The organism is Carnimonas nigrificans ATCC BAA-78, from assembly GCF_000526695.1.
In the GTDB taxonomy this organism is placed as follows: Bacteria; Pseudomonadota; Gammaproteobacteria; order Pseudomonadales; family Halomonadaceae; genus Carnimonas; species Carnimonas nigrificans.
In genome coordinates this window covers 131415-155148 of record NZ_JAGO01000011.1, presented here as the reverse complement: position 1 = coordinate 155148, position 23734 = coordinate 131415, and the positions used below count along the sequence as shown (strand labels likewise).

The window sequence follows — 23734 nt, the reverse complement described above, 5'->3', positions numbered from 1 at the left end:
CTCCACCGCCTGGGCAAAAAGTGCGCGGACTATACGCCCGCGCCCCTGGGTTGCCAACTAAATTATTGCGCTGCCGAGGTATTCACTGGAAAGGTGTGAGGTGCGGGGATTGCGGAAGAGCGTTAACACTGCTGATCGGTCGCAACATTTGGCCTGTTTGCGCCGATCAGACAGTGCTGTCAGTCTCGAAAATTGGTGTACTGAAGGGGAATTTCCAGACTTTCGTCACCTTTCAACAACGCGATAGCGGCTTGCAGATCGTCACGCTTCTTGCCTGTTACGCGCACCTGTTCACCTTGAATCTGTGCCTGCACTTTCAGCTTGGCATCCTTGAGACGCTTGACCAGCAACTTGGCATCAGCCTGCTCAAGCCCCTGTTTGAGCTTCACTTCCTGCCGCGCGCGCACGCCTGACAACTGCGCTTCCTGTTCGTCCATGCAGCGGGCATCAATGCCACGTTTGATTAGTTTGGCGCGCAGAATATCGAGCATCTGCTTGAGCTGGAAATCCTGATCGGCTTCCAGCCGAATCGACTCCCCTTCAATCTCAAAGCTCGCCTTGACGCCGCGAAAGTCAAAGCGCGTTTCTACTTCACGGTTGGCCTGATCGACGGCGTTAGTAGCTTCGTGACTGTCGAATTCGGATACGATATCGAACGATGGCATAAACTCTTCTCATCTGTTGGTCAATGTGTGGCGCAATGGCTAATACCGCCCGCTGCGCCGAGCAAAAGGCCATTCTATTACGCAGACCGGATGGCGGCGATCCCTGATAGTCGTGAGGTGGCCTCAAGAGGCTAGTCCGCATCAAGTATCTCTATCGTTTCACCAGAAACAGTACAGCGCCGGTGATTTTGCTAGAATAACGCCCCCACAGCGGGCACAGGTAAACAAGGAGAGTGCATTTCCCGGCATTTTCTCTGCCATCAAGGTGTCCGGCACCCATATTCAGCGGCCAGGGTATCCGGCCTTGCCGTACCATTGTTAAGGAAGTCATTCATGGCATCTACCAAGCAACTGCCTCCTTCATCATCTACACCGGCAGTTCAATCAGAAGGCAGCATTATCGTTCCACTGCTGGTGTACATACTTTATCTCGTGAGCCTATGTAATGGCGTTACCGCCATCATTGGTGTAGTGATCGCCTATGTTTACAAAGGTGACGCACAGCCCTGGCAACAGCAGCATTACCGCTTCCTGATTCGTACCTTCTGGCTCAGCATACTGTATGCGGTGATCGGCTATATGTTCTCCCTGATGCTGGTCGGCTTCCTTGTGCTGGCGCTGATCCCCCTATGGATGATTATTCGCTGTATTCGCGGGCTAAAGAACCTGACCGAGAAACGCGGCCCGAATAATCTCACCACCTGGCTCTATTAAATTTCCCGGTTGTCATCATACGTGTGGCTGCGCGATGCCATTCGGCGCTTGACCGCTCATCATTAAGGTCACACACTCACTACTGCAACAACGCTTGACGGGGCGCCGGTGAATGCCGGCTGAGATCGCATCCGGGCCAACGCCTTTTCAGGCGTCCCAAATGCAGTCCCGCTGAACCTGATCCGGTTAGTACCGGCGTAGGAATCAAGCGGTGCGCTGCCATGGCGAGCGACGCACTCCCCGCACTGCGGGTACTCATCTCCTTACGCTTGGTCACCGGTTTCTCCATATTGCGGAGCTACCATGACTACACCCGCCACACCAGCAAAGACACACAGCGACAACGCTTCCAAAACACGCCACTTCCTGGCTGAAAACGCCACGGTTGATCGTGCCGTGATTGCTCCCCTGCCTGCATCAAGAAAGATCTATGTGGAAGGGCCGCGCCCGGATATTCGCGTGCCCATGCGCGAAATTACCCAAACGCCTACCACGACCAGCGATACCCCAGAGGAAAATCCACCGCTGCTGGTGTATGACACCTCAGGCCCCTATACCGATCCTGAAGCGCATATCGACATTCGCAAAGGGCTACCTGCGCTACGACGTGCATGGATAGAAGAGCGTGAAGATACCGAGCAGCTTGAGCGTCTCAGTTCGGAATACGGTCAACGCCGCGCTTCCGACCCACTGCTGGCACCGTTGCAGTTCGAGCTAAAGCGCCTTCCACGCCGTGCCAAGGCAGGGCGAAACGTCACCCAACTGCACTATGCACGACAAGGCATTATTACTCCTGAAATGGAATATATTGCCCTGCGCGAAAATCAGCAGCGCCATCAGCTACGCAGCCAGTACGCCGAACACGAAATGGCGCACCAGCACCCTGGGCACTCTTTCGGTGCCAACATTCCTGACGACATCACTCCTGAATTTGTACGCCAGGAAGTAGCGCGTGGCCGTGCGATTATTCCCGCCAATATCAACCATCCCGAACTCGAACCGATGATTATCGGGCGCAACTTTCTGGTGAAAATCAACGGGAATCTCGGCAACTCGGCGCTCTCTTCCTCTATCGAAGAGGAAGTGGACAAGATGACCTGGGGCATCCGCTGGGGTGCCGATACCATCATGGACCTATCGACCGGCAAGAATATTCACGAAACCCGCGAATGGATTGTGCGCAACTCCCCGGTACCGATTGGTACGGTGCCGATGTATCAGGCGCTTGAGAAGGTCAAGGGCGTGGCCGAAGAGCTGACCTGGGAGCTGTTCCGCGACACTTTGATTGAGCAGGCCGAGCAAGGCGTTGATTACTTCACCATTCATGCTGGCGTGCGTCTTCATCACATTCCACTGACCGCTGAGCGCACTACCGGTATCGTCTCGCGCGGTGGTTCGATTATTGCCAAGTGGTGTCTGGCCCATCACCAGGAAAGCTTTCTCTATACGCACTTCGATGAAATCTGCGAGATCATGAAAGCCTACGATGTCTCGTTTTCACTCGGGGATGGGCTGCGCCCTGGCTCCATTCGGGACGCCAACGATCAGGCGCAGTTCGCCGAACTGGAGACGCTGGGTGAACTGACGCAGATTGCCTGGCAACATGACGTTCAGGTGATGATCGAGGGACCCGGACATGTACCGATGCAATTGATCCGAGAGAACATGACCAAGCAGCTTGAATGCTGCGACGAAGCGCCCTTCTACACGCTCGGCCCATTGGTAACCGACATAGCCCCTGGCTACGATCATATTACCTCGGCGATCGGCGCTGCCCAGATCGGCTGGTACGGCTGCGCGATGCTGTGCTACGTAACGCCCAAGGAGCACCTTGGTCTTCCCAATAAAGATGACGTTAAAACCGGCATCATCACTTACAAGATTGCCGCCCATGCCGCCGATCTTGCCAAGGGGCACCCCGCCGCACAACGCCGCGACAATGCACTATCGAAAGCGCGCTTTGAGTTCCGTTGGGAAGATCAGTTCAATCTGGGCCTTGATCCTGACACAGCCCGATCCTTCCACGATGAAACGCTGCCCAAGGAATCGGCAAAGGTAGCGCACTTCTGTTCGATGTGTGGTCCCAAATTCTGCTCAATGAAAATCACTCAGGAAGTACGCGAGCGTTACAGCCAAAAGGCGCTCAAGCAGCACGACGAGGGTATGAACGAGCAGGCGCAACGCTTCAAGCGTGAAGGGAGCGAACTCTACAAGGAAGTATGACGCCCTGTAACGCACAAACCCCGCATTGGGCCGGCCTGAGAGCCGGTGCCTGATGCGGGGTTTATTGATATTGCGGCGAATGGCGTTCGCTTATCCGTAGTGCTGTTCCAGATAGCGGTTGATATCGCTGGATTCATACAGCCAGTGTTCCTGACCATCACTCTCGGTGATATGCAGGCACGGCACCTGCTGCTTACCACCGCCCTGGATCAGCTCCTGACGGTAGGCGGGTTCTTCACGAATATTGCGCTGTTCGATATCGAGTCCGAGCTGCTCAATTTTGCGATGAACCATGATGCAAAACGGGCAGCTCCGGAAGTGATAAAGCACCAGCGTGCGCGGGGCTGCGGCGTTCTGAGCGTTGGACATAACATAAACCTCTTGATGATTGAGTACCCTTGATTGCCAGCCCCGGAGTGACACGCACCGATGACGGCTGACAATAAAACGTTCCTTCCGTTATCGGGGTGACCCGGAAAACTTCAAGGATACTCGACCATTTCATTGGCCTTGCGGCTCTTCTCGCCAACTCGTGCGCTGTCGTCGTCAAACAGCGGAATTTCCTCGATATCCAGAATACGCGACCGATTCAGAACGATTTTCCAGCGCTGAATATCAGCGTCGTGCTCCCCTTGCTGACTGCGTGCGATCAGGTTGAATTGATAGCGTTTTTCCACCTTGCGGTTGGTGACTTCCCCTTCTTCGATCAGAAAGATGCGGTGACTGCCCGGCTCCATCAGGCTGGTCAACAGCTCAAGATCAAGGGTCAAGGTTTCACGAGTCTGGTGATAACCACTCAGAAAGCGGGTCGGCAGCATTTGCGCGCGGCTGCGATAATGCAGCACGGTTTCGCTGCGCTGGCTGACATTGGAGCGTCGGGCGCGACGAATCTCTTCAGGCATACGGTTGGATTTCTTGAAATCGAACCACTCGCGCTGACTGCCCACCACAGTTCCCCGTTCAGGATCACGGTAGCGCCGCCGCCATTTAGGACGCCCCTTACGCAGCCAGCGCCATAAGGTTTGGCGCAAATCATCCTTGAAGACCTCTCGCACGGCATAGAGCACCGCCAGGGCCAGCAAAAACCAGATGGTCACATTGCTGAACACGACGTGCAATTCGATCACCAGCGCAGAGATCACCATCATCACCAGCCCGGTGACCAGCGCCTTGACCGCACGCTGCTCACCGCCGCCCAGCTCCTTCGGCTTGTCCTTGAGCGTGACCGGAAATTCAATCAAGCGCCGCAGCAGCCGCATTTTATTGGACATGCGCGTGGGGCTTGCGGTGGCACGTTCAGAGTTGTACTGCCGCTCGGTGCGATAGCTCTCCTCGCGTTCACACAGCGCCATAATTTTCTGGCGCACCTGCTGATAGCCGGTTTCATCAGGCAGTTCCGCACTAATGGCCAGCATCTCCTGCTGAGTAAACCACGAGATATAGTTATCAATATTGGCGAAATAGCGGGTCAGGTTATCCTCGGTCGGCTGATTGCGCCGCACCCGCCGCAGAATGCTTTCAATCAATTCGATATGTTCGAGAAGCTCCTGGGGAGTGGCATCGTTTTCGCTGCCTTCATCGTGAAAGCGCTCGATAATATCGCGCGCCGATTGCTCCTGGGCGGTCACAAACTGGAAGGCGTACAGGCTCATGCTGAGTCGGTAGCGCTCAGGATCAAGACGGCCACGTCCTTCAAGGCGACTGCGCACCAGCGGTAGCTGATGCTCGGCGCTGAAATAGGTACGCCGACTGTGGATGGCCGAGTGATAGAAGAGATCTTCGGCGACCACGTTGGTGTTCAGCCCCAATTCATCGGGAACGTAGAGATAGAGATCGAGAGAGTCTTGGGTTGGCTCGCGCAACACCCGAGTAATACGCAGGATAAATCCTTCCTTACGCTTTACCTTGATCACTGCGTTACTCCCAGGTGAACGGATGAATGGTGCGACTATGATACAATCGCTCGCATTAACACTGGCAGGATTGATTGTAGCGGTGCGCCGGAAATGCCGTTTTGGAACAGATTGAAGGAAAATTGAAGGCAACCAGCCACCGAACTCCCACTCATCCTCATCGCACAACGGTTGCGGCGCTATACTCCGCCCACTATTCAGTGCTGCCCTTGCCGGCAGCTTTCACGATTTTCCCGTTAACACGGGCTTCAAGGTTACCGACTCTACATGTCCTTTGCTTCTCTCGGCTTACTGCCCGCCCTCAAGCGCGCAGTCGATGACGCCGGCTATACCACCCCTTCTCCCATTCAGGCCAAGGCGATTCCCGTTGCGCTTGAAGGGCGCGATGTACTTGCAGCCGCTCAAACCGGCACCGGCAAAACTGCCGGCTTTGCGCTGCCCATACTACAACGTCTGGCGCTGACGCCGGAACGCCAGGGCAAGTCACCACGGGCACTGATACTCACCCCTACCCGTGAGCTGGCCGCCCAGATCCATGAATCGCTCGTCGCTTACAGCGAGCACCTGTCGCCCAGGCTGCGCAGCGATGTGGTCTTCGGTGGCGTCAAGATCAACCCGCAAATCGAACGCTTGCAGCGCGGCGTTGATGTGCTGGTGGCCTGCCCTGGTCGTCTGCTGGATCTGGTCAGCCAGAAGGCTGTCTCGCTGAATCACATTGAAACCCTGGTGCTGGATGAAGCCGACCGCATGCTCGACATGGGCTTCGTGCACGATATCAAGCGCATCTTGAAACTGCTGCCTGCCAAGCGCCAGAACCTGCTGTTTTCTGCGACCTTTTCGGCCGAGATTCGTACCCTCACCGAGTCGATTCTGCACAATCCCGTCAGTATTGATGTAGCACCGCGCAACTCGGCTGCCGAAACCGTTGAGCAAGCGGTCTACAAAATCGACAAGCCGCTGAAATCGGCACTGCTTATCCATCTTATCAAGCAGCAGTCGCTGACCCAGGTGCTGGTCTTTACCGCCACCAAGCACATGGCGAACCGCGTGACTCAACGCCTTGAACGCGCGGGTATCAGTGCGGCCGCCATTCACGGCAACAAGAGCCAGAATGCGCGTACGCAAGCGCTGGCCGGCTTTAAGTCCGGCACCATCAACGTGCTGGTCGCTACCGATGTGGCTGCCCGTGGGATTGATATTGCGCAGCTTCCCAATGTGATCAACTTTGAATTGCCCAAGGCAGCACCCGACTATGTGCACCGCATTGGCCGCACCGGACGCGCGGGCGCGGAAGGCAAAGCGGTATCGCTGGTGTGCAATGAGGAAGACAAGCAGCTGAAGCAGATCGAGCGCCTGATCAAGCGCCGCATTACCGTGCTGACGCCAAGCGATTTCGATGCCAAGGCCATCGAAGCGCAGCTTCAGCACAGCGAACCACCGCGCCAACCGCAGGCACCCCGCGGCAATGGCAAGCGCGGCAACGCCAATAGCAGCAATCGCTCCAACACTCGGGGTGGCGCTCGCAATGGATCAGGCAACCGCCCCCAGCGCGCTGGCGGCAAGTCGTCGGGAAACAGTGCACAAAAGGCGTCAGCCGATGCTGCACAGCGTGACAATCGCCGTGAAGAGCAGCCGCGCAAGCGCCGTCGCCCGGCACGCAAGCCGCGCCAGCACTCGCAATCAAGCTGATTCATCGCGCACATTGTTCACGTATTAAACCAAAGGCCCGCCGTAGATTACGGCGGGCCTTTGGTTACTGGCTAAACTGCTGAAATTAAAGCGAGATAACGTCGAATTCGACCGCAGGATTAACGTCCTGATCGTAATCAACGGCATCAATCTCGAAGCCGAACAGTTTCAGGAACTGATGCTTGTAGCCTGCGTAGTCGGTCAAATCGAACAGGTTTTCAGTTGTCACCTGTGGCCACAGCGCCTTGCATTCATTCTGAACGTCGTCACGCAGCTCCCAATCATCGACGCGATAACGGTTTTCCTCGTCGGTGGCGCCAGCGCTGCCATCTTCACAATACAGACGCTCGCGGAACAGACGGTTCAACTGCTCGATCGGGCCTTCTTCAAGCCCTTTCTCTGCCATGATCTTCTGCACCATGGAGAGGTACAGCGGCATAACGGGAATGGCGGCACTCGCCTGAGTGACCACTGATTTCAGCACCGCCACATTGGCGCTACCGCCTTGAGCACTCATGCGCGTGTTCAAGCGTGCAGCCGTGGCATCAAGATCCGCCTTGGCCTTGCCCAGCGCTCCATGCCAGTAGATCGGCCAGGTGATGTCCGTACCGATATAGCTGAACGCCACGGTTTTGGCGTCGCTGCTCAGTACGTCAGCCTCGCTGAGCGCATTGATCCAAAGCTCCCAGTCCTGGCCGCCCATGACCGTGACGGTGTCTTCGATCTCCTGCTCGGTTGCCGGTTCAACCGATGCTTCGATAATAGTGTCCTTGTTCGTGTCGATGGCGGTGGACGTGTAGGTTTCACCGATCGGCTTGAGAGCAGAACGCTTCACTTCTCCGGTATCAGGCAGTTTGCGCACCGGCGATGCCAGCGAGTAGATCACCAGATCAACCTTGCCGCCCATCTCGTTCTGGATGAGTTCGATCACCTGATCGCGTGCTTCGTCAGAGAAGGCATCGCCATTGATGGATTTGCTGTAAAGGCCCTGCTGTTTGGCAAACTTGTCGAATGCCGCAGAGTTGTACCAGCCCGCAGTACCCACGCGTTTTTCAGTACCCGCCTTCTCAAAGAATACGCCAAGGGTATCGGCACCATAGCCAAAGGCAGCAGTAATACGCGCAGCCAGGCCATAACCGCTGGAAGCACCAATCACCAGCACCTTTTTGGGGCCGTCGTTGCGCACGCCCTGATGCTGGGTGACCTTGATCTGCTCGGCAACATTGTGCTCACAGCCAGTGGGGTGAGTGGTCGTGCAGATAAAACCACGAACCTTGGGGTGAATGATCAATTGTATTACCTCAATAATGAACGTCGCGCGTATTTTAGACGCTGACGCTTAAGAAGAAAATTGCGCCCAGCCTCTGCAAACATGTAACGGAAAGCAGACAGTTGAGCGCAGTAGAACATGGGTAGGCTGGTAACCAGCCAAAAGGATCAGACAAGTTCTGTTCTCAGCCTACCGCCACGGGAATCTTCCCCCGCAGCGACTATCAGGCGTAAAGAGCATCAGTGACCTGGTTTGGTGCTGGTTTGACCAGCTTCTCCAGTCTGCTGAACGTTCTCTTCCTCGGACTCAGGCTCTTCACCTTTCTCCGACTGGCCCTGGTCGCCGGTTTCATGCTCGTTGCCCAGCACTTCATCACTGAACTCGGAACGTTTGAAATGGCGCGGCGTTTGACCAGGTGCCGGAGCCTTGCCATGCGCCACCTGAGGTTTATCACCACGTACCACACGCATAGGAGCAGCATCGCCATTTTTATCCTGCGCGAAGTGCAGCACCGTCTGCGGGTATGGCATTTCGATGCGGGCTGCGTCGAAGTGGCTTTTCACCAGACGATCGTAACCGCGCTGCACTGCCCACTGCATGCCTGGCGTGGTTTTGATCAGCACCCTGATCCTAATGCCTTCCTGACCAATACCCACTACCCCAGGAATTGAGAACTCTTCGCGAGTCACTTCAGGAGAGAGGATCGGATCGGTCATCAGCTCCTCGAACGCATCACGCAACCGCTCGATGGCCTCGTCCACATTCTCGCGATGCCCGATGGTGTATTCACCCAGATGGTAGGAGAAATCACGCATATGGTTGGTCAGCGTCGTGACCGTCGAGAACGGGATCAGGTGATAACCACCATCCAGCGTACGAATGCCTACGGAGCGAATGGTCAAGCGTTCAACGGTACCAAACACGCCCGCCGCTTCCACGACATCGTTCTGGTTCATGCCATTTTCAAGCTGAATGAACACACCGGTAATGATGTCCTGTACCAGCTTCTGCGCACCAAAACTGACTGCCAAACCGATCACACCGGCACTGGCAATCAGCGGGCCAATGTTGATACCGATCTGGGAGAGCACAACCAGCAGCGTGATTACCACAATGACGATCAGCATGGCATTGCGCAGCAGGGTAAGCAGGGTTTGCTCACGCGCGCGTGAAAAATCGTTATTGTTGCTGGTGAGACGATGCTCGATCACGCTGGCAAAAATGACCCATACCGCAGTCGCAATCAACAGCACCACCAACACATGCAAGCTGTTGAAGATGAGCGTCTGCCCAATGCTGGAGTGCATAATGCTGCTGGTCGAGATCAGGTGCCAGCCATCAAGAATAACCACCAGTGTTGCTATTCCGATGATAATGCGGCTGACCGTAAGGGCGATGGGTGCATAGGAGTTGAGGCGTTGCTCAAGCTTCGGCAAACGTGCCCTGAGATTATCCGACAGCGAATAGTGCCGCCCCAGGAACGCCATGGCGAGGGCCGAAAGGAACAGCGCCACCAGTACGGCAATGCCGGTTTGCAGGGTAGCCCGCAGAATAAACGGCAGCGCAGTGGCCGGCGATAGCTGCGACATGACCAGCAGTACAGTGAAATAGATGATGGCCAGAATGGACCAGCTACGCGCCAGCATCCACGCCAGTCGTGCGGCGGGTGACGGGCTGGTGCGTTTGCCATTGCGCTGGAAGTGCTCGGTCACATTGCGGCGGTTCTGGATAATCAGTTTCAAGGCGTAGATGTATACCGCCAGCATCACGACCAGATTGACCACCTGCCCCGCTGCCGGAGAAAACATCAACCGGATCAGCGGCACCAGGACCATCAACCCATAGCCTACCGTTCCAACCAAACGGCACAGTACCTTCGTCCAGTAAGCCGCACTTTCATCCTCGATGGGAATCAGGCGCAGGCTGGGATAACGGCTGGAGAACAGGGTACGCACCAGCGCCTTGCAGATTTCGACACCAAAGAATGCAGAAGCAACAGAGGAGACAAGGCGCACCATGCCCTGATTATCACCCGCCAGCAGAAGCCCGACACCGTAACCGATGAAGGCCGATACCAGCACGATAAGCAGATCAATAATCAGCGTGCCGACAATGGCCCCGACACGACCATAAAGCGCACTCAATGCGGAGAAATTACGACGCTGACGCTGCTCAAGATGAGAGTCATCCTCGTACGGTTTCACCTGATCGAACGCCCACTGATTGACGCGCCGGTAGAGCACTGCGCCAAGCCTGCGCAGCAGCGCAATGGCAACCAGCGATACCGCCAGCACTACAAACAGGTGGAGTAACGCATTGAGCCACTCTTGAACGCTCACGTTATGCAGCCCTTCACCCTGTGACAGCGCCTTGAGACGGTTGCCGGCTTCTTTAAGCTCGGCTACCAGGCTGTCGCCAAAGTGCTGGGTAGCATCCACCACCCCTCCAGACCACGGCTCATTCTCTTCATCGCTGGCAGCAGCGCCCGATGCCTGATCGGCAGCGGCGCTACCGTCAGCGCCTTCGCCCATGTCACGAAGATGCGCCACCAGGCGTTCTCGTGTATCGGGGTTATCCAGCGCATCTGCCAACGCCTGATAGCTTTGCCTGTCCTGGGCAGAGGCAGTGGACGTGTCATCGGCTGCGCGCGCGCCACCACATACCAGCAGAAGTGCCAGCAGAAGCGCTAACCACGTCATCAGAAGAGGAATAAGACCTCGGCGCTTGCGCTGAGGGAAGGAAGGTGCTGCTACCATGGGGACCTCACTGTTTTTGATCAAGCTCATCAACCCAACCATTTACCGCCTGATCAGGGCAAACGGATAAAGCTCCAATATGTATATCGCCAGACGCTGACTAATGCGCCGGCACCTCACTATCCAATACCTGCTCGATGGCATGTCTAATGGCCATCGGACGAACGCGCGGGCCAAAACGCTCTATCACCTGGCCATGGCGGTTCACCAGAAACTTGGTGAAATTCCATTTGATGGCAGCAGAGCGCAGCAGCCCCGGCGCTTCTCTCTTCAATTGTTTGAACAACGGATGGGCATCACTGCCATTGACCTTGACCTTCTCAAGGAGCGGGAAACTCAAGCGGTATACCGAACAAGCCTCCGCGAAAGCCTCACCTTCTTCTGGCGCCTGATGCCCAAACTGATTGCACGGAAATGCTAACACTACCAGCCCCTGATGACGGTAATGCTGGTAAAGCGCCTCCAGCTCCTTCAATTGAGGCGTAAAACCGCAGCGGCTGGCTACATTGACGATCAGCAGCACCTGCCCCTTGAGCGCCTGAAGGTTGAACGGCGCACCATCCAGCGTCTTGCACGAATGATCTAGCAAAGTCACCTGTTACGCTCCTTCATAGCCATCCTTCGTCCAAAAGCCGTTGCAAGGCGGCAAGGCTGTCCGGGGTTACCGGTGTCAGGGCCAATGCCTTGTGAGGCGCTAGCCAATCGACCGCAGCCACTTCGCTTTCCTGCAATTCAAGCGGCCCGTCATAGGTCGTCAGGAAGACGCCTGCGCGGGCGCAAATGGCGGCATCGGCATACACCTGCTCAAAACAGAAGGTCAGCGGCACGCCTTTTACGCCCAGCTCCTCCGCCACTTCACGACGTGCGCCGCTGGCAACCGTTTCACCTGCGGCGACCACGCCACCCGCGGCGAGATCATAGGCACCGGGAAAGACATCCTTGCACTGGGTACGCCGTTGTACGCACAACAATCCCGCAGAATTGCGCACAAATACCTGACTGGTAAGGTGCCACAATCGCAGTTTACGCATCCGCGCCCGTGTCGTCGCCCCGCAAGGCGCGCCAGATGCATCAATCATTTGTACCCATTCGCGCGCCGATGACATATTCTCACTCTCAGCGTTGACATTAAATACCGTGCATACATCGTTCGGTAGCGCCTGCCCTCTGATAGCGTTAGGCTGGCAGCGTACAGCTGCAAGGCTGCTACCCAATAGCCGCCGCGCTCTGCAAGGCAAGGGCATTACCAACAGAGTCTAGCGTAACGTAATTGCCACCATGACATACTGTGGCCGAGAGCCAAGGAGAACGCCATGTTTGGATTATTTTCTTCACGCGACCGACGCGAGCAGGAAAGACGCGTTAGAGCGAGGCTGGAAGAGGGCCGCCGTCACGGTCTTCAGCATCTTAATGACTTCAGGCAGCAGGCTCGCCAGCAGACCCAGCGCGCTTCTGAATACTTTGAAGATGGCTCACGTCGTGCCCGCGAGCTAACCTGCGATAGCGCCAGACGCATCGACGACAGCGCCCGTGAAAACCCCTGGGCCTATGTCGCTGCGGGTACCCTGACCGGCATCGCTCTTGGTTATCTGCTGGGGCGCAAATAGCAGCTTCCCTGCCCCGCACTATCGACGGCCCGCTTCTGCGGGCCGTCGGCACTTCAGTAGGAAGCCAGGCCGGAGATCATTAAAAAGCACGCCAATCTCTGGCGTGCCTTCTGCTCAAGAGAGGCTGCACTCGGCAGCCATCTCATCGCACTTAGCCATCCGCAGGGTCAGGGCCAAGGCGCTTGCCTTCATCAAGTGTCGCGATGGTAGCCATGTCGTCCTGAGTCAGCGTGAAGTCGAAAATATCGGCATTCTCCTTGATGCGCGACGGCGTCACCGATTTGGGGAAGATCACGTTACCCAGCTCAATGTGCCAGCGCAGAATCACCTGGGCGGGGCTTTTGCCATGCGCTTCGGCAATAGCCTTCAGCTTGTCGTTGCCGAGCAATTCGCCGCCTTGTGCCAGCGGACTCCAGGCTTCCGTCACAACATCGTGCTGCTGGTGAAATTCCCGCAACGCTTTCTGCTGTAGCAGCGGATGCAGCTCAATCTGGTTGATGACCGGGCGCTCGTTGGCTTCATTAAACAGCCGCTCAAGATCCTGTTCACGGAAGTTGGAGACGCCAATGGAGCGAATACGTCCATCGCTTTTCAGCTTCTCGAAAGCCTTCCACGTATCCAGGAATTTGTCTTTGCCAGGCAGCGGCCAGTGAATCAGATACAGATTGACGTAATCGAGGCCGAGCTTCTCAAGGCTGGTATCGAATGCCTTGAGAGTAGAGTCGTACCCCTGCTCTTCATTCCATAGCTTGGTGGTAATAAACAGCTCATCACGCGAGATACCGGAATTGGCAATGGCACGGCCAACGCCCTCTTCATTACCGTAAATCGCTGCCGTATCAATGTGGCGATAGCCCAGCTCAAGCGCGGTGCCAACCACTTTCTCGGTCTCCTCCGCTGGCGTTTGCCAAACGCCCAGACCGAACTGAGGAATGTGTTGACCATCACTTAAACGAATAGTGGGAATTGCAGACATCGTGCGCTCCTCTTTGATGGACGTATATAACCAGGATCTGTCATCTATGGTGAAGCATCGAAGTACCGGGCACGCGGCCCGGCACACAGCAGTTCAGGTCGCCTTCTGGCCGGTTGCCCTGCAACCAATGCCTGGGCACCATTTGGATAGATGCGTTCAGCATGATCGAAACTCAACCCCGGAAATTAAAATGGACCGCCATCGGGCAACATAAAAATATCCCGATAGCTCTCACTATCGGGATATTGAAGGTGGCAGCGTTTACCGAGATCACGGCACGGAGATTTCGTACACTCTATCGCGCTTGTCGCTGTCGCTGGCATCCTTGGCATTGGAAGGACGGCTGGTAACAAAAGCACGGTTATGTTCACTGTCGAGCGCAACGCTATTGGGCATCGGCGGCGCGGGTATCCGCTTGATGCGCTGATAAGTGCTGCTGTCGATCACATCCACATCACCGCCCTTGCGGTTCGCCACATAGAGACGCTGATGGTCGGCGTCGTAACTGACACTGATGGGCATCTCGCTGGTGGAATAGGTGTAAATCGGTTTACCGCTTTGGGAATCCAGCACCGCCAGCGTATTGGAGCCTGAATTCACCACAAACAGCCGGCCACCCTTGGCGTCATAGGCGATATTCAGAGGTTTCTTACCGCCGCTGCTGAAGCGCTTGAGCACCTTGCCGTGCTGATCGAGCGTAAGCACTTCATCGCTACCCATTGCAGTGGCAAAGAGCTGCTTGCCGTCGGGAGCTACCGCCAGCCCGGTCACGCTCTTGCCCACCTGCTCGAAGGTCTCTTCGACCTGGAGCGTGCGGCCATTTACCTTCCAGATGGCACTGTTGCCGTCATCACCGAAGCCCACGCCGGTAACGTAAATGGAATCCGACCCTGGCACTGCCACGATCTCGCGAGGCTGCACCGGATGCTCTCCTTCACGGGCCTGCTGAGGGTCTACCAGTTGCACGGTGGATGAACTCAGGTCATTGCCCAGACGAACGGCGGTAAGCTGACCGCTGCGCGAATTGGTGGTGAACAGTGTATTGAGCTGGGCGTCGAAATATAGCCCGTGATTTTTGGTAGGCGTCACAATCGAGCGTTTGATGGCAAGCGTGGAAGCGTCCAGTTCAATAATACGCCCCTGTCCGCTCTCTCCCTTCGCTCCACCTACCGCTACGTAGATGGAATTACTGGACGCATCGTGGGCAAGTTCGTAAATACTGCCGCTCAGTTCTACCTGATGGGCAATGCCCGAAGTAGCGTCTGAGGCCGCTGACGTTTGTGGGGATGGTGCCGCTTGTGCCGCCGCCATTTGAGTGACTCCCATCAGTGCAGCACTCGATGCCGTTAACCCTGCCAGTAGTAGCGCAACGCGCGCGCTTTGAGCCTTCACAGAGATACCTCCTTTCCAGTGATTGAGTTCAACCGAAAATCAGCCCATCAGTTGGGGCGCTTCAGCCATTGGCGCAATCCGCTTGTACCAAATCCGAATGAAATCAGCGTAATGAAGCGCTATGCTTTTCTCAATCGAAAGCGTTCTTATTCTTATTGTTAGCATAAAGCCAGGATTCAGAAAGCCTGGTCTTTCTGAATCCGTATGACAAACACCGTGGAAAAACATCGCCTTCACTCGCTGAAACAATACGCAGTGCTAACCTCACGCTATCCGTCGGCTTTGTCAGAAAAGAGCCGCCTGTCCCACTACCATATGAGTCCTGTCATGAGAACTTCCCCACTGGGTCGCTGGCTAGCGCTGGCCTTGCTGCTGATACTGGGCACAGCCGCATTCAGCGCAGGCGCCCAGCCGCAGATGAAACCACTTGGCCGCAGCATCGCGGACACGGGGTCGGCCTACTATCGCTTTCGTCACTTCGACGTGGATTCACAGGATCACCAGCGCCATTATCGGGTATGGGTGGCAATCCCCCGTCAGGCAGCTCCTTCCGGCGGCTATCCCATTGTCTATGCGATGGATGGCAATTCTGCCTTGCACAACCTCAACGAGCCGCTGCTTGAACGCTTGAGCAAGGGCCAGCCTCCCGTCATTGTGGCAGTGGGCTATCAGACTGATCTTCCTTTTGACGTAACAGCGCGCGCTTATGACTATACTCCACCGGTAGAGGCCGACCATGGCGCAGACCCATGGAATCCGGATCGCCGCAGCGGTGGCAGCGATACATTCCGCACGCTGCTGCATGACACCATTCAACCGCGTGCTGAGCAGGAGCTGGCGATCAACGCCCACCAGCGCTCGCTGTGGGGGCACTCATACGGTGGGCTGTTTGTGCTCGACACCCTGTTTAGCGCCCCTAGCAGCTACGCCCATTACTATGCCGCCAGCCCCTCTCTCGGCTGGAGTCAGGGCAAGGGGCTGAACCGAGAAGAGCGTCTCGGCAAGGCACTTGCCGAACCCGCGAGCCTCACGCTGTTTCATGGTGGCGATGAAGTGGCCCGTCACCGCCGCGAGGGCCGTACACTGGGAAATGTCACCAAAGGTTCCGAACTGCGCGCGCAGCAGTCTCCCACCGCCGCACACGATCTCGCCCAACGTCTGAAGCAGATCCAGGGGATGGATACCGATTACCGCAGCTACCCTGCATTGAGTCATGGCCCGATGTTCGGAGCCTCACTGACCGATACGCTGTTGAATATTGCCGGACTGCCGATGAGCGACTCCGCCAGTCTGAAAGCGCCCTCTGACCACTCTCACTGAAGGGCAGCGGGCTGAAATCACAAGAAGTGCATGAAAAAAAGGCGAGCCTCACCGTGAGTGCTCGCCCCTTTCCTTCATTTACGACAGCCCGCCAACAGATTAACGTCCCTTGAACAGATGCCGACGCGCTTCTTCATCCATCGGTTTGCCCTGATCGGGATTGACTGACTCCGCCAGCGCGTAGGCACGCTTCACCGCATCGCGCTCGCCGATGCGCTCAAACCACTGCGCCACATGGGGAAAGTCTTCCAGTTGCTGGCCCTGATCCTGATGCGGTTTGATCCACGGCCAGATGGCAATATCGGCAATGCTGTACTCGTCGCCGCCCACATAGGCAACATCACGCAGGCGCGTATCCAGCACCCGATAAAGACGTGCAGTTTCGTTGACGTAGCGCTCAATGGCGTAAGGCACCTTCTCTTGCGCGTAATTGCGGAAATGGTGGTTCTGCCCCGCCATGGGGCCAAGCCCCGCCATCTGCCAGTAAAGCCATTGCAGGGTCACATAGCGCGCCGCGCCCTGAGCAGGCAGCAGCTTGCCGGTCTTGTCGGCCAGATACTCAAGCATTGCGCCAGACTCAAACAGCGCCAGCGGTTCGCCTTCCACATCATGATCGACCAGCGCAGGAATTCGATTATTGGGCGCTATCGCCAGAAACTCAGGCGTGAATTGCTCTCCTTTGCCAATGTTAATAGGCATCAGGCGGTACTCAAGCCCAAGCTCTTCAAGGGCAATGGTGAGCTTGTGGCCATTGGGCGTTGTCCAGTAATACAGATCAATCATCGTGATTCTCCCATCCAGGTAAACCTGCCGATTCCTGTATCAAGCAAACACTGCTGATGGAAATGGTCAACAATTATCATGTCTGAGGAACCTCACTGTTGCAGTGTTGTCGGCTACTACAATGGTCGTAAAACACACATTCCTCATGATCTGCACGGGAGCATTATGACAGCGGGAAATTCGTCGGGCACCAACGTCTCTGCTATTGATCTGGTGCGCGGCGTGGGCATTTTGATGATTGCCTTCGGCCACTACCAGCCGGGTGCCGCTGCCAACGTACTATTTCTTTTTCACGTTCCCCTGTTTTTCTTCCTGAGCGGCTATTTGATGCGCTTGAAGGATCACCCCAGCCACTACTTCATGCGTAAGAGTGCTGCCCATCTGCGACCTTATGTGACTTATCTGCTCCTACTGGGTGTGCCGGCCATGGGGTACCTGCTTTCAGAGCATGAAGCAGCCGACGCGCTGAAGAGGGGCCTGACAGCCGCCCTTCTCGGCGGAGAGGCGCTTACCGGCATTTTTTCGGCATTCTGGTTTGTGACCTGCTTCTGGATCAGCCAACAGCTGCTCTATTTTTTACGCTGGCACCTGACCTCGCTTCCCCTCGCCCTGGTGATGGTAGCGATGGCTTCCCTCGCCTTCCTCAATGACGCTCTATTGCCCGAGGCGTGGCTGATGGGGAGTGCCAATGTTGCGCTGCTGGGCGTCCCGATCATGTATGCGGGTTATATGGCCGCGCGCTATACGGCTTTCATGCGTTCACCGATACTGCTCTGGTGTGCATTTGCGCTTATGGCGGGCACTGCCGCCGCCATCTACCAAGGTGCTCCGCTTGGCATGAACATGAAGTACAACCACTACGGCGTGCCGTTTATCACCCTGATCGCATCACTGGCGTCGATTATCGTGCTCATCAATGCCGCCGAATGGCTGGCTTGCTGTACCTGGCTGACCTCCTTCAGTAAACAGCTGGCCTGCATCGGCCAGGCGTCGATGACCATCATGTATCTGCACCTTGTCATTCAGTGGCAATTTGGCCACAGCCATAGTGTTGCAATAGATACGCTGGTGCTCGCGGGGAGCATCGCAGTGCCGCTGCTATGGCACCGGCTGACCCACCGTTTTACCACGAGTGCCTTTTTGCTCCATGGTCGCAGCCCCGCTGCGCAAAGAGTCTGAGTGCGGCGACTGCCCAAAGTGTCGCCATGAACAGGCTCGCCCCAAATGCCACAGGTTCGCCACGAGCACATACCCGACAACCTGCCGACGGCGCTTGCACTGCATGTGCCAGCGGCTGAATACGCACTGATCGTGCTATCCTATGCGGCTTTCATCATCGAACGATGAGCCATTTCACTGACCAAGCGGTGTTTTTTGACATGTCCCGAGACGCCCTGCACCTGAATATCCGTAATCTTGTTTCCACCGATTATCCTCAGCTCAAAGCGCTGATGGATTCCGTTTACAACGATATTGGGGGAGCCTGGCCCAAGCTGACCATTGATCGCCTGATCGCCGAGTTCCCTGACGGACAGCTCGTTATTGAAGACGATGGCAAGCTGGTGGGGCTGGCGCTCAGCGTGCAGGTGAACTACGAGCGTTTTTCAAACCAGCACAAGTACGACGATCTGATCGGGCAGCGTGAGATCATTCTCAATGATCCCAACGGCAACGCCATTTACGGCCTCGATGTACTGATAGCCCCCGACTACCGTGGCTATCGTCTGGGGCGGCGTCTTTACGAAGCACGCAAGGACGTGTGCCGCTCGCTCAATATGCAGGCCATTCTGGCGGGCGGGCGTATTCCCCACTACCACCAGTACGCCGACGATCTCTCCCCCACCGAATACATCAATGAGGTGGCGCGCAAGGAGATCTACGACCCGATTCTGTCGTTCCAGCTCTCCAATGACTTTCAGGTCAAGCGCCTGCTGCGCAACTACCTGCCGGAAGATGACGACTCGCGCGGTTATGCCACCCTGCTTGAGTGGAACAATATTCTGTATGAACCTGCTGACGCGGTAATCAACTGGCGTAAGCAGGAGATCCGTGTGGGTGCCATTCAGTGGCAGATGCGCGAGTTTGCCTCGGTAGAGAAGGTACTTGAGCAGGTCGAGTTCTACGTCGATGCGATTTCAGACTATCAGTCCGACTTTGCTGTATTGCCCGAGCTTTTCAATACGCCGCTGATGGGGCTGACCAACCAAAGCGATCAGATTGAGGCGATTCGCTTTCTGGCCAGCTTCACCGATCGTTTCAAGAAAGAGATTTCGCGCATGGCGGTCTCTTACAACATCAATATCGTGGCCGGCTCGATGGTTGAGGAAGACGAGGATGGCGAGCTGTATAACGTCGCCTATCTGTGCCACCGCGATGGCAATATTGACCGTCAGCCCAAACTCCACATTACGCCCCAGGAACGCAACGACTGGATCATTCAGGGCGGCGATAGCCTCAATGTGTTCGAAACGGACGCCGGGCGCGTGGGCATTTTGATCTGCTATGACGTGGAATTTCCGGAGCTGTCGCGCGTACTTGCCGATCAGGATATGGACGTGCTGTTCGTCCCGTTCTGGACCGATACCAAAAACGGTTATCTGCGTGTGCGCCACTGTGCTCAGGCTCGCGCCATCGAAAACGAGTGCTACGTCGTGGTATGCGGCAGCGTCGGCAACGTGCCTTCCATCGAAAATCTCGACGTGCAGTACGCGCAGTCGTCCGTATTCTCGCCATCGGACTTCGCTTTCCCTCATGATGCCGTGATGTCCGAATCAACGCCCAATACCGAGATGCTGATGTTCTCTGATCTCGACCTGCGCAAGCTCAAGGTCGTGCGCAATGAAGGCTCGGTGACCAACCTTAAGGATCGTCGTATGGATCTCTTCGATTTGCGCTGGCGTGACCGTTCGCTCAAAACCGGCGACTGAGCGCTTGGCGTGCGCCCCCACAAATAGGCACCGCTGCTTGCGAGACTCTCTGGTAAATTGGCAGCACCTTGTGTCAGGAAGGGGGCGCTGTGCGCCATGCTTTGGTAGAATCCCTCGCATAGCGCATGCAAGATAGTCGAAAGCGGCCTGAAGCAGCTCTCCGTTCCCATACGAATGCCGTCTACCGCCTTAAAATGCGCCTTTACACACGGTAAACTAGGCGCGCGCCACGGTAAAGCAGGCTTCCCGCCGCTTTCATTTACCGAGCAGTACCCAACAACTACAACGTGTTCAATACTCAATCCTTTAACCGGGCCCGCTGTGCAACGCTCAGGCTGCCCCGAGAGAACGCAGATGTCAGACACAACTCCCCCACTGGTGGTCAGCAATATTCACAAGCGCTTTGGCGACAATGAAGTACTGCGCGGCTTGTCCCTGACCGCCAGCAAGGGAGATGTCATTACGCTGATCGGTTCTTCCGGTTCAGGTAAAAGCACCTTTCTGCGCTGCATGAATCTGCTGGAGCGGCCCGATAAAGGCAGTATTCAGGTACATGGCGAAGAAATTCGTTTCAAGGAGAGCCGACGCGGGCGGGAGCTGGCCGATCTGCGTCAGGTAGAGCGCGTTCGTGCGCGGCTCTCGATGGTGTTCCAGAACTTCAATCTGTGGTCGCACATGACGCTGCTGCAAAACGTGATCGAAGCGCCCGTGCATGTGCTGAAAGTGCCCAAGGCTGAAGCTCGCGAACGCGGCATGGCTCTGCTTGAGCGCGTTGGTCTGGCTGAGCGGGCGCAGTACTACCCCTCACAGCTCTCCGGAGGTCAGCAGCAGCGTGGCGCTATTGCTCGTGCGCTGGCGATGGAGCCGGAAGTGATGCTGTTCGATGAGCCTACCTCAGCCCTCGATCCTGAGCTGGTGGGGGATGTGCTCAAGGTGATGCGTGAGCTGGCTGACGAGGGCCGCACCATGATTGTGGTGACTCACGAAATGAGCTTCGCCCGCGATGTCTCCGATCAGGTGGTGTTCCTCCATCAGGGGCTGATCGAGGAAGCCGGCGTACCCGCCCAGGTGCTGGAGCAGCCCACTTCCCCCCGTTTACGCCAATTTCTGGCGCCCAAACACTAATTCAGCCGGTGGAGAACCCTATGTTGCCTGCCTGGCTTGATTTCATGGGCTACGGCCCACGCCTTTTCATCGGTGGTCTACTGACCCTGGAAGTAGCGCTGCTGTCCCTGCTCATCGGGCTGGTGCTGGGGCTGCTGGCCGCCAGCGCCAAATTGTCGCGCTCAGCCTTCCTGCGAGCCATCGGCACTGCCTACACCACGCTGATTCGTGGCGTTCCTGATCTGGTGCTGATGATGCTGCTGTTTTACGGCGGCCAGATCGGTGTCAATGCCGTTACCGACTGGCTGTACAGCGTGAGCGGTGGCACCATTGATATGTATATCAATATCAATGCCTTCACTGCGGGCAGTATCACCATCGGCTTTATTATTGGGGCCTATATGGCAGAGACCTTCCGCGGCGCTTTTCTGGCCGTTGAAAAGGGCCAGATGGAAGCCGCTGAAGCCTACGGCATGCGCCCCTTGCAGACGTTCTGGCGCATCCGCTTCCCGCTGATGATGCGCCACGCCCTGCCCGGCATCGGCAATAACTGGCTGGTTCTGCTGAAAATGACGGCGCTGGTTTCCATTATTGGACTCAGCGATATGGTTCAGGTGGCTGATGAAGCTACCCGCGCCAACCATGCTCCCTTTCTGTTTTTAATACCGGTAGCGCTGGGCTATCTCATTATCGCGGGGCTTTCGGAAATTGTCTTTCAGTGGCTTACGCGCCGCTATAACACCGGCGTGCTGGAGGGCGATGAGTGATGGATGGATTACTTTCTCAGCTCGGCGATTATCTCAACGGTAATCAGGTCTTTACCGTCAGTACGCTAGCCATGTATTGGCAGGGTCTGGTCAATACCGTCCAATTGGTATTTATCGCCCTCATCATTGGTTTGCTGCTGTCACTCCCCTTTGCTGTTATGCGCAGCTCCAAAAAGGCGTGGCTCAAATGGCCTGTGTGGGCATTTACCTATCTGTTTCGTGCGACGCCGCTGCTGATTCAGCTCTACATTGCCTACTACGGTTTCGCCTTTATTCATCCAGCGGAAGGCAGCCTGCTCAGCACCTTCAGCAATAATGCGCTATATCCTGCGCTGCTGGCCTTCACGCTGAATACGGCTGCCTATACCACCGAAATCTTCCATGGAGCCATCAAGGCAACCTCTCGCGGTGAGCTGGAAGCAGCACGCGCTTATGGTATGTCGCGCTCATTGATGATGCGGCGAATCATTCTGCCCAGCGCCTTTCGCCGCGCCTTGCCCACCTACGGCAATGAAGTCATCTTTATGCTGCACGCCAGTGCCATCGCCAGTACGGTCACCATCATGGATCTGACAGGGGCGGCCTATTACGTATATTCACGCTTCTATACGCCCTTCCCCGCATTCATTTTTGTCGCATTACTTTATATGGTGTTGAGTTTCGGCATTCAGGGACTTTTCAAAATGCTTGAGCGCAAGCTGCTGGTGCATCAGCGGCCACGCAGCTAATATCACCGTGATCAACAAAAAACAGGGTACGGACAGTGCCCCGCTTATCGAGTGCGGGGCAGCACTGCTACCTGATCTTCGCTCATGCCTGCAAGGATATTTATCATGATGTTCAAACCTGTTGCCCTCAGCGCCATCGGCCTGCTCGCTGCCTGCGCGATAACCGCTTGCAGCCACGGCGATGACAACTCCAATCAAGTACGTTTTGTACTGAATACGCCCTATGCACCCTTTGAATTTACCGATTCAAACGGCGAGCTGAAAGGCTTTGATGTCGATCTCGGCAAGGCATTGTGCAAGCAGGCTGACCTTCAGTGCAGCTGGAAAACCCAGGCGTGGGACAGCCTGATTCCCAGTCTGCTCTCACGTAAAGCGGATGCGATCATGTCCACCATGACCATCAGCGACGAGCGCCGTCAGCAGGTACTCTTCTCCGATCCCTATCTGGTGCTGCCGTCGGGCTGGTTTGTACCGCAGGCTTCCACTATCTCGGATATTTCCAGCGACGGCTTGAAAGGCAAGCGTATCGCCGTTCAGCGTGGCACCTTGCAGGATAGCTACGTCACCGATAACTATGCGGCTGACAACACGATCGTGCGCTACGCGAGCCTGGATGACATCACGATTGACCTACAGGCTGGCCGCGCTGACATCTCCTTTGTCGATGTAGCGACAGGGCAGGAAACCTTCATCAAGGGAAATCAGGACAAGTTCAAGCGTGTGGGTGATCTGATCAGCGAGCCCAAGAAATACTTTGGTGACGGCATCGGCATCGCCTTCCGTCCGCGCGATCAGGAACTGGCGGATAAATTCAACAAGGCGCTGGCGGAGTTGAAGAGCAATGGCGAGTATGACCAGCTAGTGCAGCACTACTTCCCTGAAGGTGAATAAGCGCTAAGC

At 56.1% G+C, this 23734-nt stretch carries 22 protein-coding genes and 1 riboswitch; of the genes, 12 read left to right on the top strand and 10 right to left on the bottom strand.

Annotated elements, in window-relative coordinates:
- Positions 1–179 precede the first annotated feature (179 nt).
- Positions 180–665, bottom strand: a complete 486-nt coding sequence (locus tag L881_RS0104385) for a YajQ family cyclic di-GMP-binding protein (RefSeq protein ID WP_025732503.1) — start codon at positions 663–665, stop codon at positions 180–182.
- A gap of 333 nt (positions 666–998) precedes the next feature.
- Between L881_RS0104385 and L881_RS0104380 the strand changes: the two genes are divergently transcribed.
- Together L881_RS0104380 and thiC are read left to right on the top strand one after the other, a co-directional pair.
- Positions 999–1379 carry a DUF4870 family protein gene (locus tag L881_RS0104380; RefSeq protein WP_025732502.1) on the top strand — a complete coding sequence of 127 codons (381 nt, stop codon included), beginning with the start codon at positions 999–1001 and terminating at the stop codon, positions 1377–1379.
- A gap of 88 nt (positions 1380–1467) precedes the next feature.
- Positions 1468–1600, top strand: a riboswitch (TPP riboswitch).
- Between the two features lie 82 nt (positions 1601–1682).
- Complete coding sequence (gene thiC, locus L881_RS0104375; protein WP_025732500.1) at positions 1683–3602, top strand: phosphomethylpyrimidine synthase ThiC; 1920 nt, start codon at positions 1683–1685, stop codon at positions 3600–3602.
- A 90-nt stretch (positions 3603–3692) separates the two neighbouring features.
- On the opposite strand, the gene L881_RS0104370 is transcribed toward thiC, so the two are convergent.
- The gene (locus L881_RS0104370) at positions 3693–3971 is read right to left on the bottom strand and encodes a glutaredoxin family protein (protein WP_025732499.1); all 279 of its coding nucleotides are present in this window, start codon (positions 3969–3971) and stop codon (positions 3693–3695) included.
- A 113-nt stretch (positions 3972–4084) separates the two neighbouring features.
- Entirely contained in the window at positions 4085–5515 is a 1431-nt protein-coding gene (locus tag L881_RS0104365; protein WP_025732498.1) for a hypothetical protein, read from the bottom strand.
- Between the two features lie 267 nt (positions 5516–5782).
- Here L881_RS0104365 and L881_RS0104360 point away from each other — a divergent pair, with 267 nt between their 5' ends.
- A complete protein-coding gene (locus L881_RS0104360) occupies positions 5783–7204 on the top strand; it encodes a DEAD/DEAH box helicase (protein ID WP_025732497.1) in 1422 nt (473 codons plus the stop codon).
- 85 nt (positions 7205–7289) lie between these two features.
- On the opposite strand, the gene fabV is transcribed toward L881_RS0104360, so the two are convergent.
- From fabV to L881_RS0104340, 4 genes are all read right to left on the bottom strand, one after another.
- Positions 7290–8495 carry an enoyl-ACP reductase FabV gene (fabV, locus tag L881_RS0104355; protein WP_025732496.1) on the bottom strand — a complete coding sequence of 402 codons (1206 nt, stop codon included), beginning with the start codon at positions 8493–8495 and terminating at the stop codon, positions 7290–7292.
- A 218-nt stretch (positions 8496–8713) separates the two neighbouring features.
- Positions 8714–11260 (bottom strand): mechanosensitive ion channel domain-containing protein, encoded by a 2547-nt coding sequence (locus L881_RS0104350; protein ID WP_169730593.1) that lies wholly within the window; start codon positions 11258–11260, stop codon positions 8714–8716.
- A 70-nt stretch (positions 11261–11330) separates the two neighbouring features.
- Positions 11331–11825, bottom strand: coding sequence for a glutathione peroxidase (locus tag L881_RS0104345; RefSeq protein ID WP_025732494.1), 495 nt, complete (start codon positions 11823–11825; stop codon positions 11331–11333).
- A 13-nt stretch (positions 11826–11838) separates the two neighbouring features.
- A complete protein-coding gene (locus L881_RS0104340) occupies positions 11839–12309 on the bottom strand; it encodes an NUDIX hydrolase (protein ID WP_245587924.1) in 471 nt (156 codons plus the stop codon).
- A 234-nt stretch (positions 12310–12543) separates the two neighbouring features.
- Here L881_RS0104340 and L881_RS0104335 point away from each other — a divergent pair, with 234 nt between their 5' ends.
- Positions 12544–12837 (top strand): DUF883 family protein, encoded by a 294-nt coding sequence (locus tag L881_RS0104335; RefSeq protein ID WP_025732492.1) that lies wholly within the window; start codon positions 12544–12546, stop codon positions 12835–12837.
- 151 nt (positions 12838–12988) lie between these two features.
- On the opposite strand, the gene L881_RS0104330 is transcribed toward L881_RS0104335, so the two are convergent.
- Both L881_RS0104330 and L881_RS0104320 read right to left on the bottom strand, forming a co-directional pair.
- On the bottom strand, positions 12989–13813 hold the full coding sequence (locus tag L881_RS0104330; RefSeq protein WP_025732491.1) for an aldo/keto reductase: 825 nt from the start codon (positions 13811–13813) through the stop codon (positions 12989–12991).
- A gap of 270 nt (positions 13814–14083) precedes the next feature.
- Positions 14084–15205 (bottom strand): YncE family protein, encoded by a 1122-nt coding sequence (locus tag L881_RS0104320; protein ID WP_025732490.1) that lies wholly within the window; start codon positions 15203–15205, stop codon positions 14084–14086.
- 327 nt (positions 15206–15532) lie between these two features.
- Between L881_RS0104320 and L881_RS0104315 the strand changes: the two genes are divergently transcribed.
- A complete protein-coding gene (locus L881_RS0104315; protein ID WP_051464787.1) occupies positions 15533–16525 on the top strand; it encodes an alpha/beta hydrolase in 993 nt (330 codons plus the stop codon).
- Between the two features lie 99 nt (positions 16526–16624).
- On the opposite strand, the gene L881_RS0104310 is transcribed toward L881_RS0104315, so the two are convergent.
- Positions 16625–17308 carry a glutathione binding-like protein gene (locus tag L881_RS0104310; protein WP_025732487.1) on the bottom strand — a complete coding sequence of 228 codons (684 nt, stop codon included), beginning with the start codon at positions 17306–17308 and terminating at the stop codon, positions 16625–16627.
- Positions 17309–17473: 165 nt separating this feature from the next.
- Here L881_RS0104310 and L881_RS0104305 point away from each other — a divergent pair, with 165 nt between their 5' ends.
- The 7 genes from L881_RS0104305 (at position 17474) to L881_RS0104275 (ending at position 23725) form a co-directional block, all read left to right on the top strand.
- A complete protein-coding gene (locus tag L881_RS0104305) occupies positions 17474–18487 on the top strand; it encodes an acyltransferase family protein (protein WP_025732486.1) in 1014 nt (337 codons plus the stop codon).
- Positions 18488–18532: 45 nt separating this feature from the next.
- A complete protein-coding gene (locus L881_RS14040; protein WP_281172168.1) occupies positions 18533–18655 on the top strand; it encodes a hypothetical protein in 123 nt (40 codons plus the stop codon).
- A gap of 32 nt (positions 18656–18687) precedes the next feature.
- Positions 18688–20235, top strand: coding sequence for a bifunctional GNAT family N-acetyltransferase/carbon-nitrogen hydrolase family protein (locus L881_RS0104295; RefSeq protein WP_025732485.1), 1548 nt, complete (start codon positions 18688–18690; stop codon positions 20233–20235).
- Positions 20236–20589: 354 nt separating this feature from the next.
- The gene (locus tag L881_RS0104290) at positions 20590–21360 is read left to right on the top strand and encodes an ABC transporter ATP-binding protein (RefSeq protein ID WP_025732484.1); all 771 of its coding nucleotides are present in this window, start codon (positions 20590–20592) and stop codon (positions 21358–21360) included.
- Positions 21361–21380: 20 nt separating this feature from the next.
- The gene (locus L881_RS0104285) at positions 21381–22106 is read left to right on the top strand and encodes an ABC transporter permease (protein WP_025732483.1); all 726 of its coding nucleotides are present in this window, start codon (positions 21381–21383) and stop codon (positions 22104–22106) included.
- Positions 22106–22834 (top strand): ABC transporter permease, encoded by a 729-nt coding sequence (locus L881_RS0104280; RefSeq protein WP_025732482.1) that lies wholly within the window; start codon positions 22106–22108, stop codon positions 22832–22834. The genes L881_RS0104285 and L881_RS0104280 overlap by 1 nt, the downstream gene beginning before the upstream one ends.
- Before the next feature lie 105 nt (positions 22835–22939).
- The gene (locus L881_RS0104275; RefSeq protein ID WP_342664098.1) at positions 22940–23725 is read left to right on the top strand and encodes a transporter substrate-binding domain-containing protein; all 786 of its coding nucleotides are present in this window, start codon (positions 22940–22942) and stop codon (positions 23723–23725) included.
- Positions 23726–23734 lie beyond the last annotated feature (9 nt).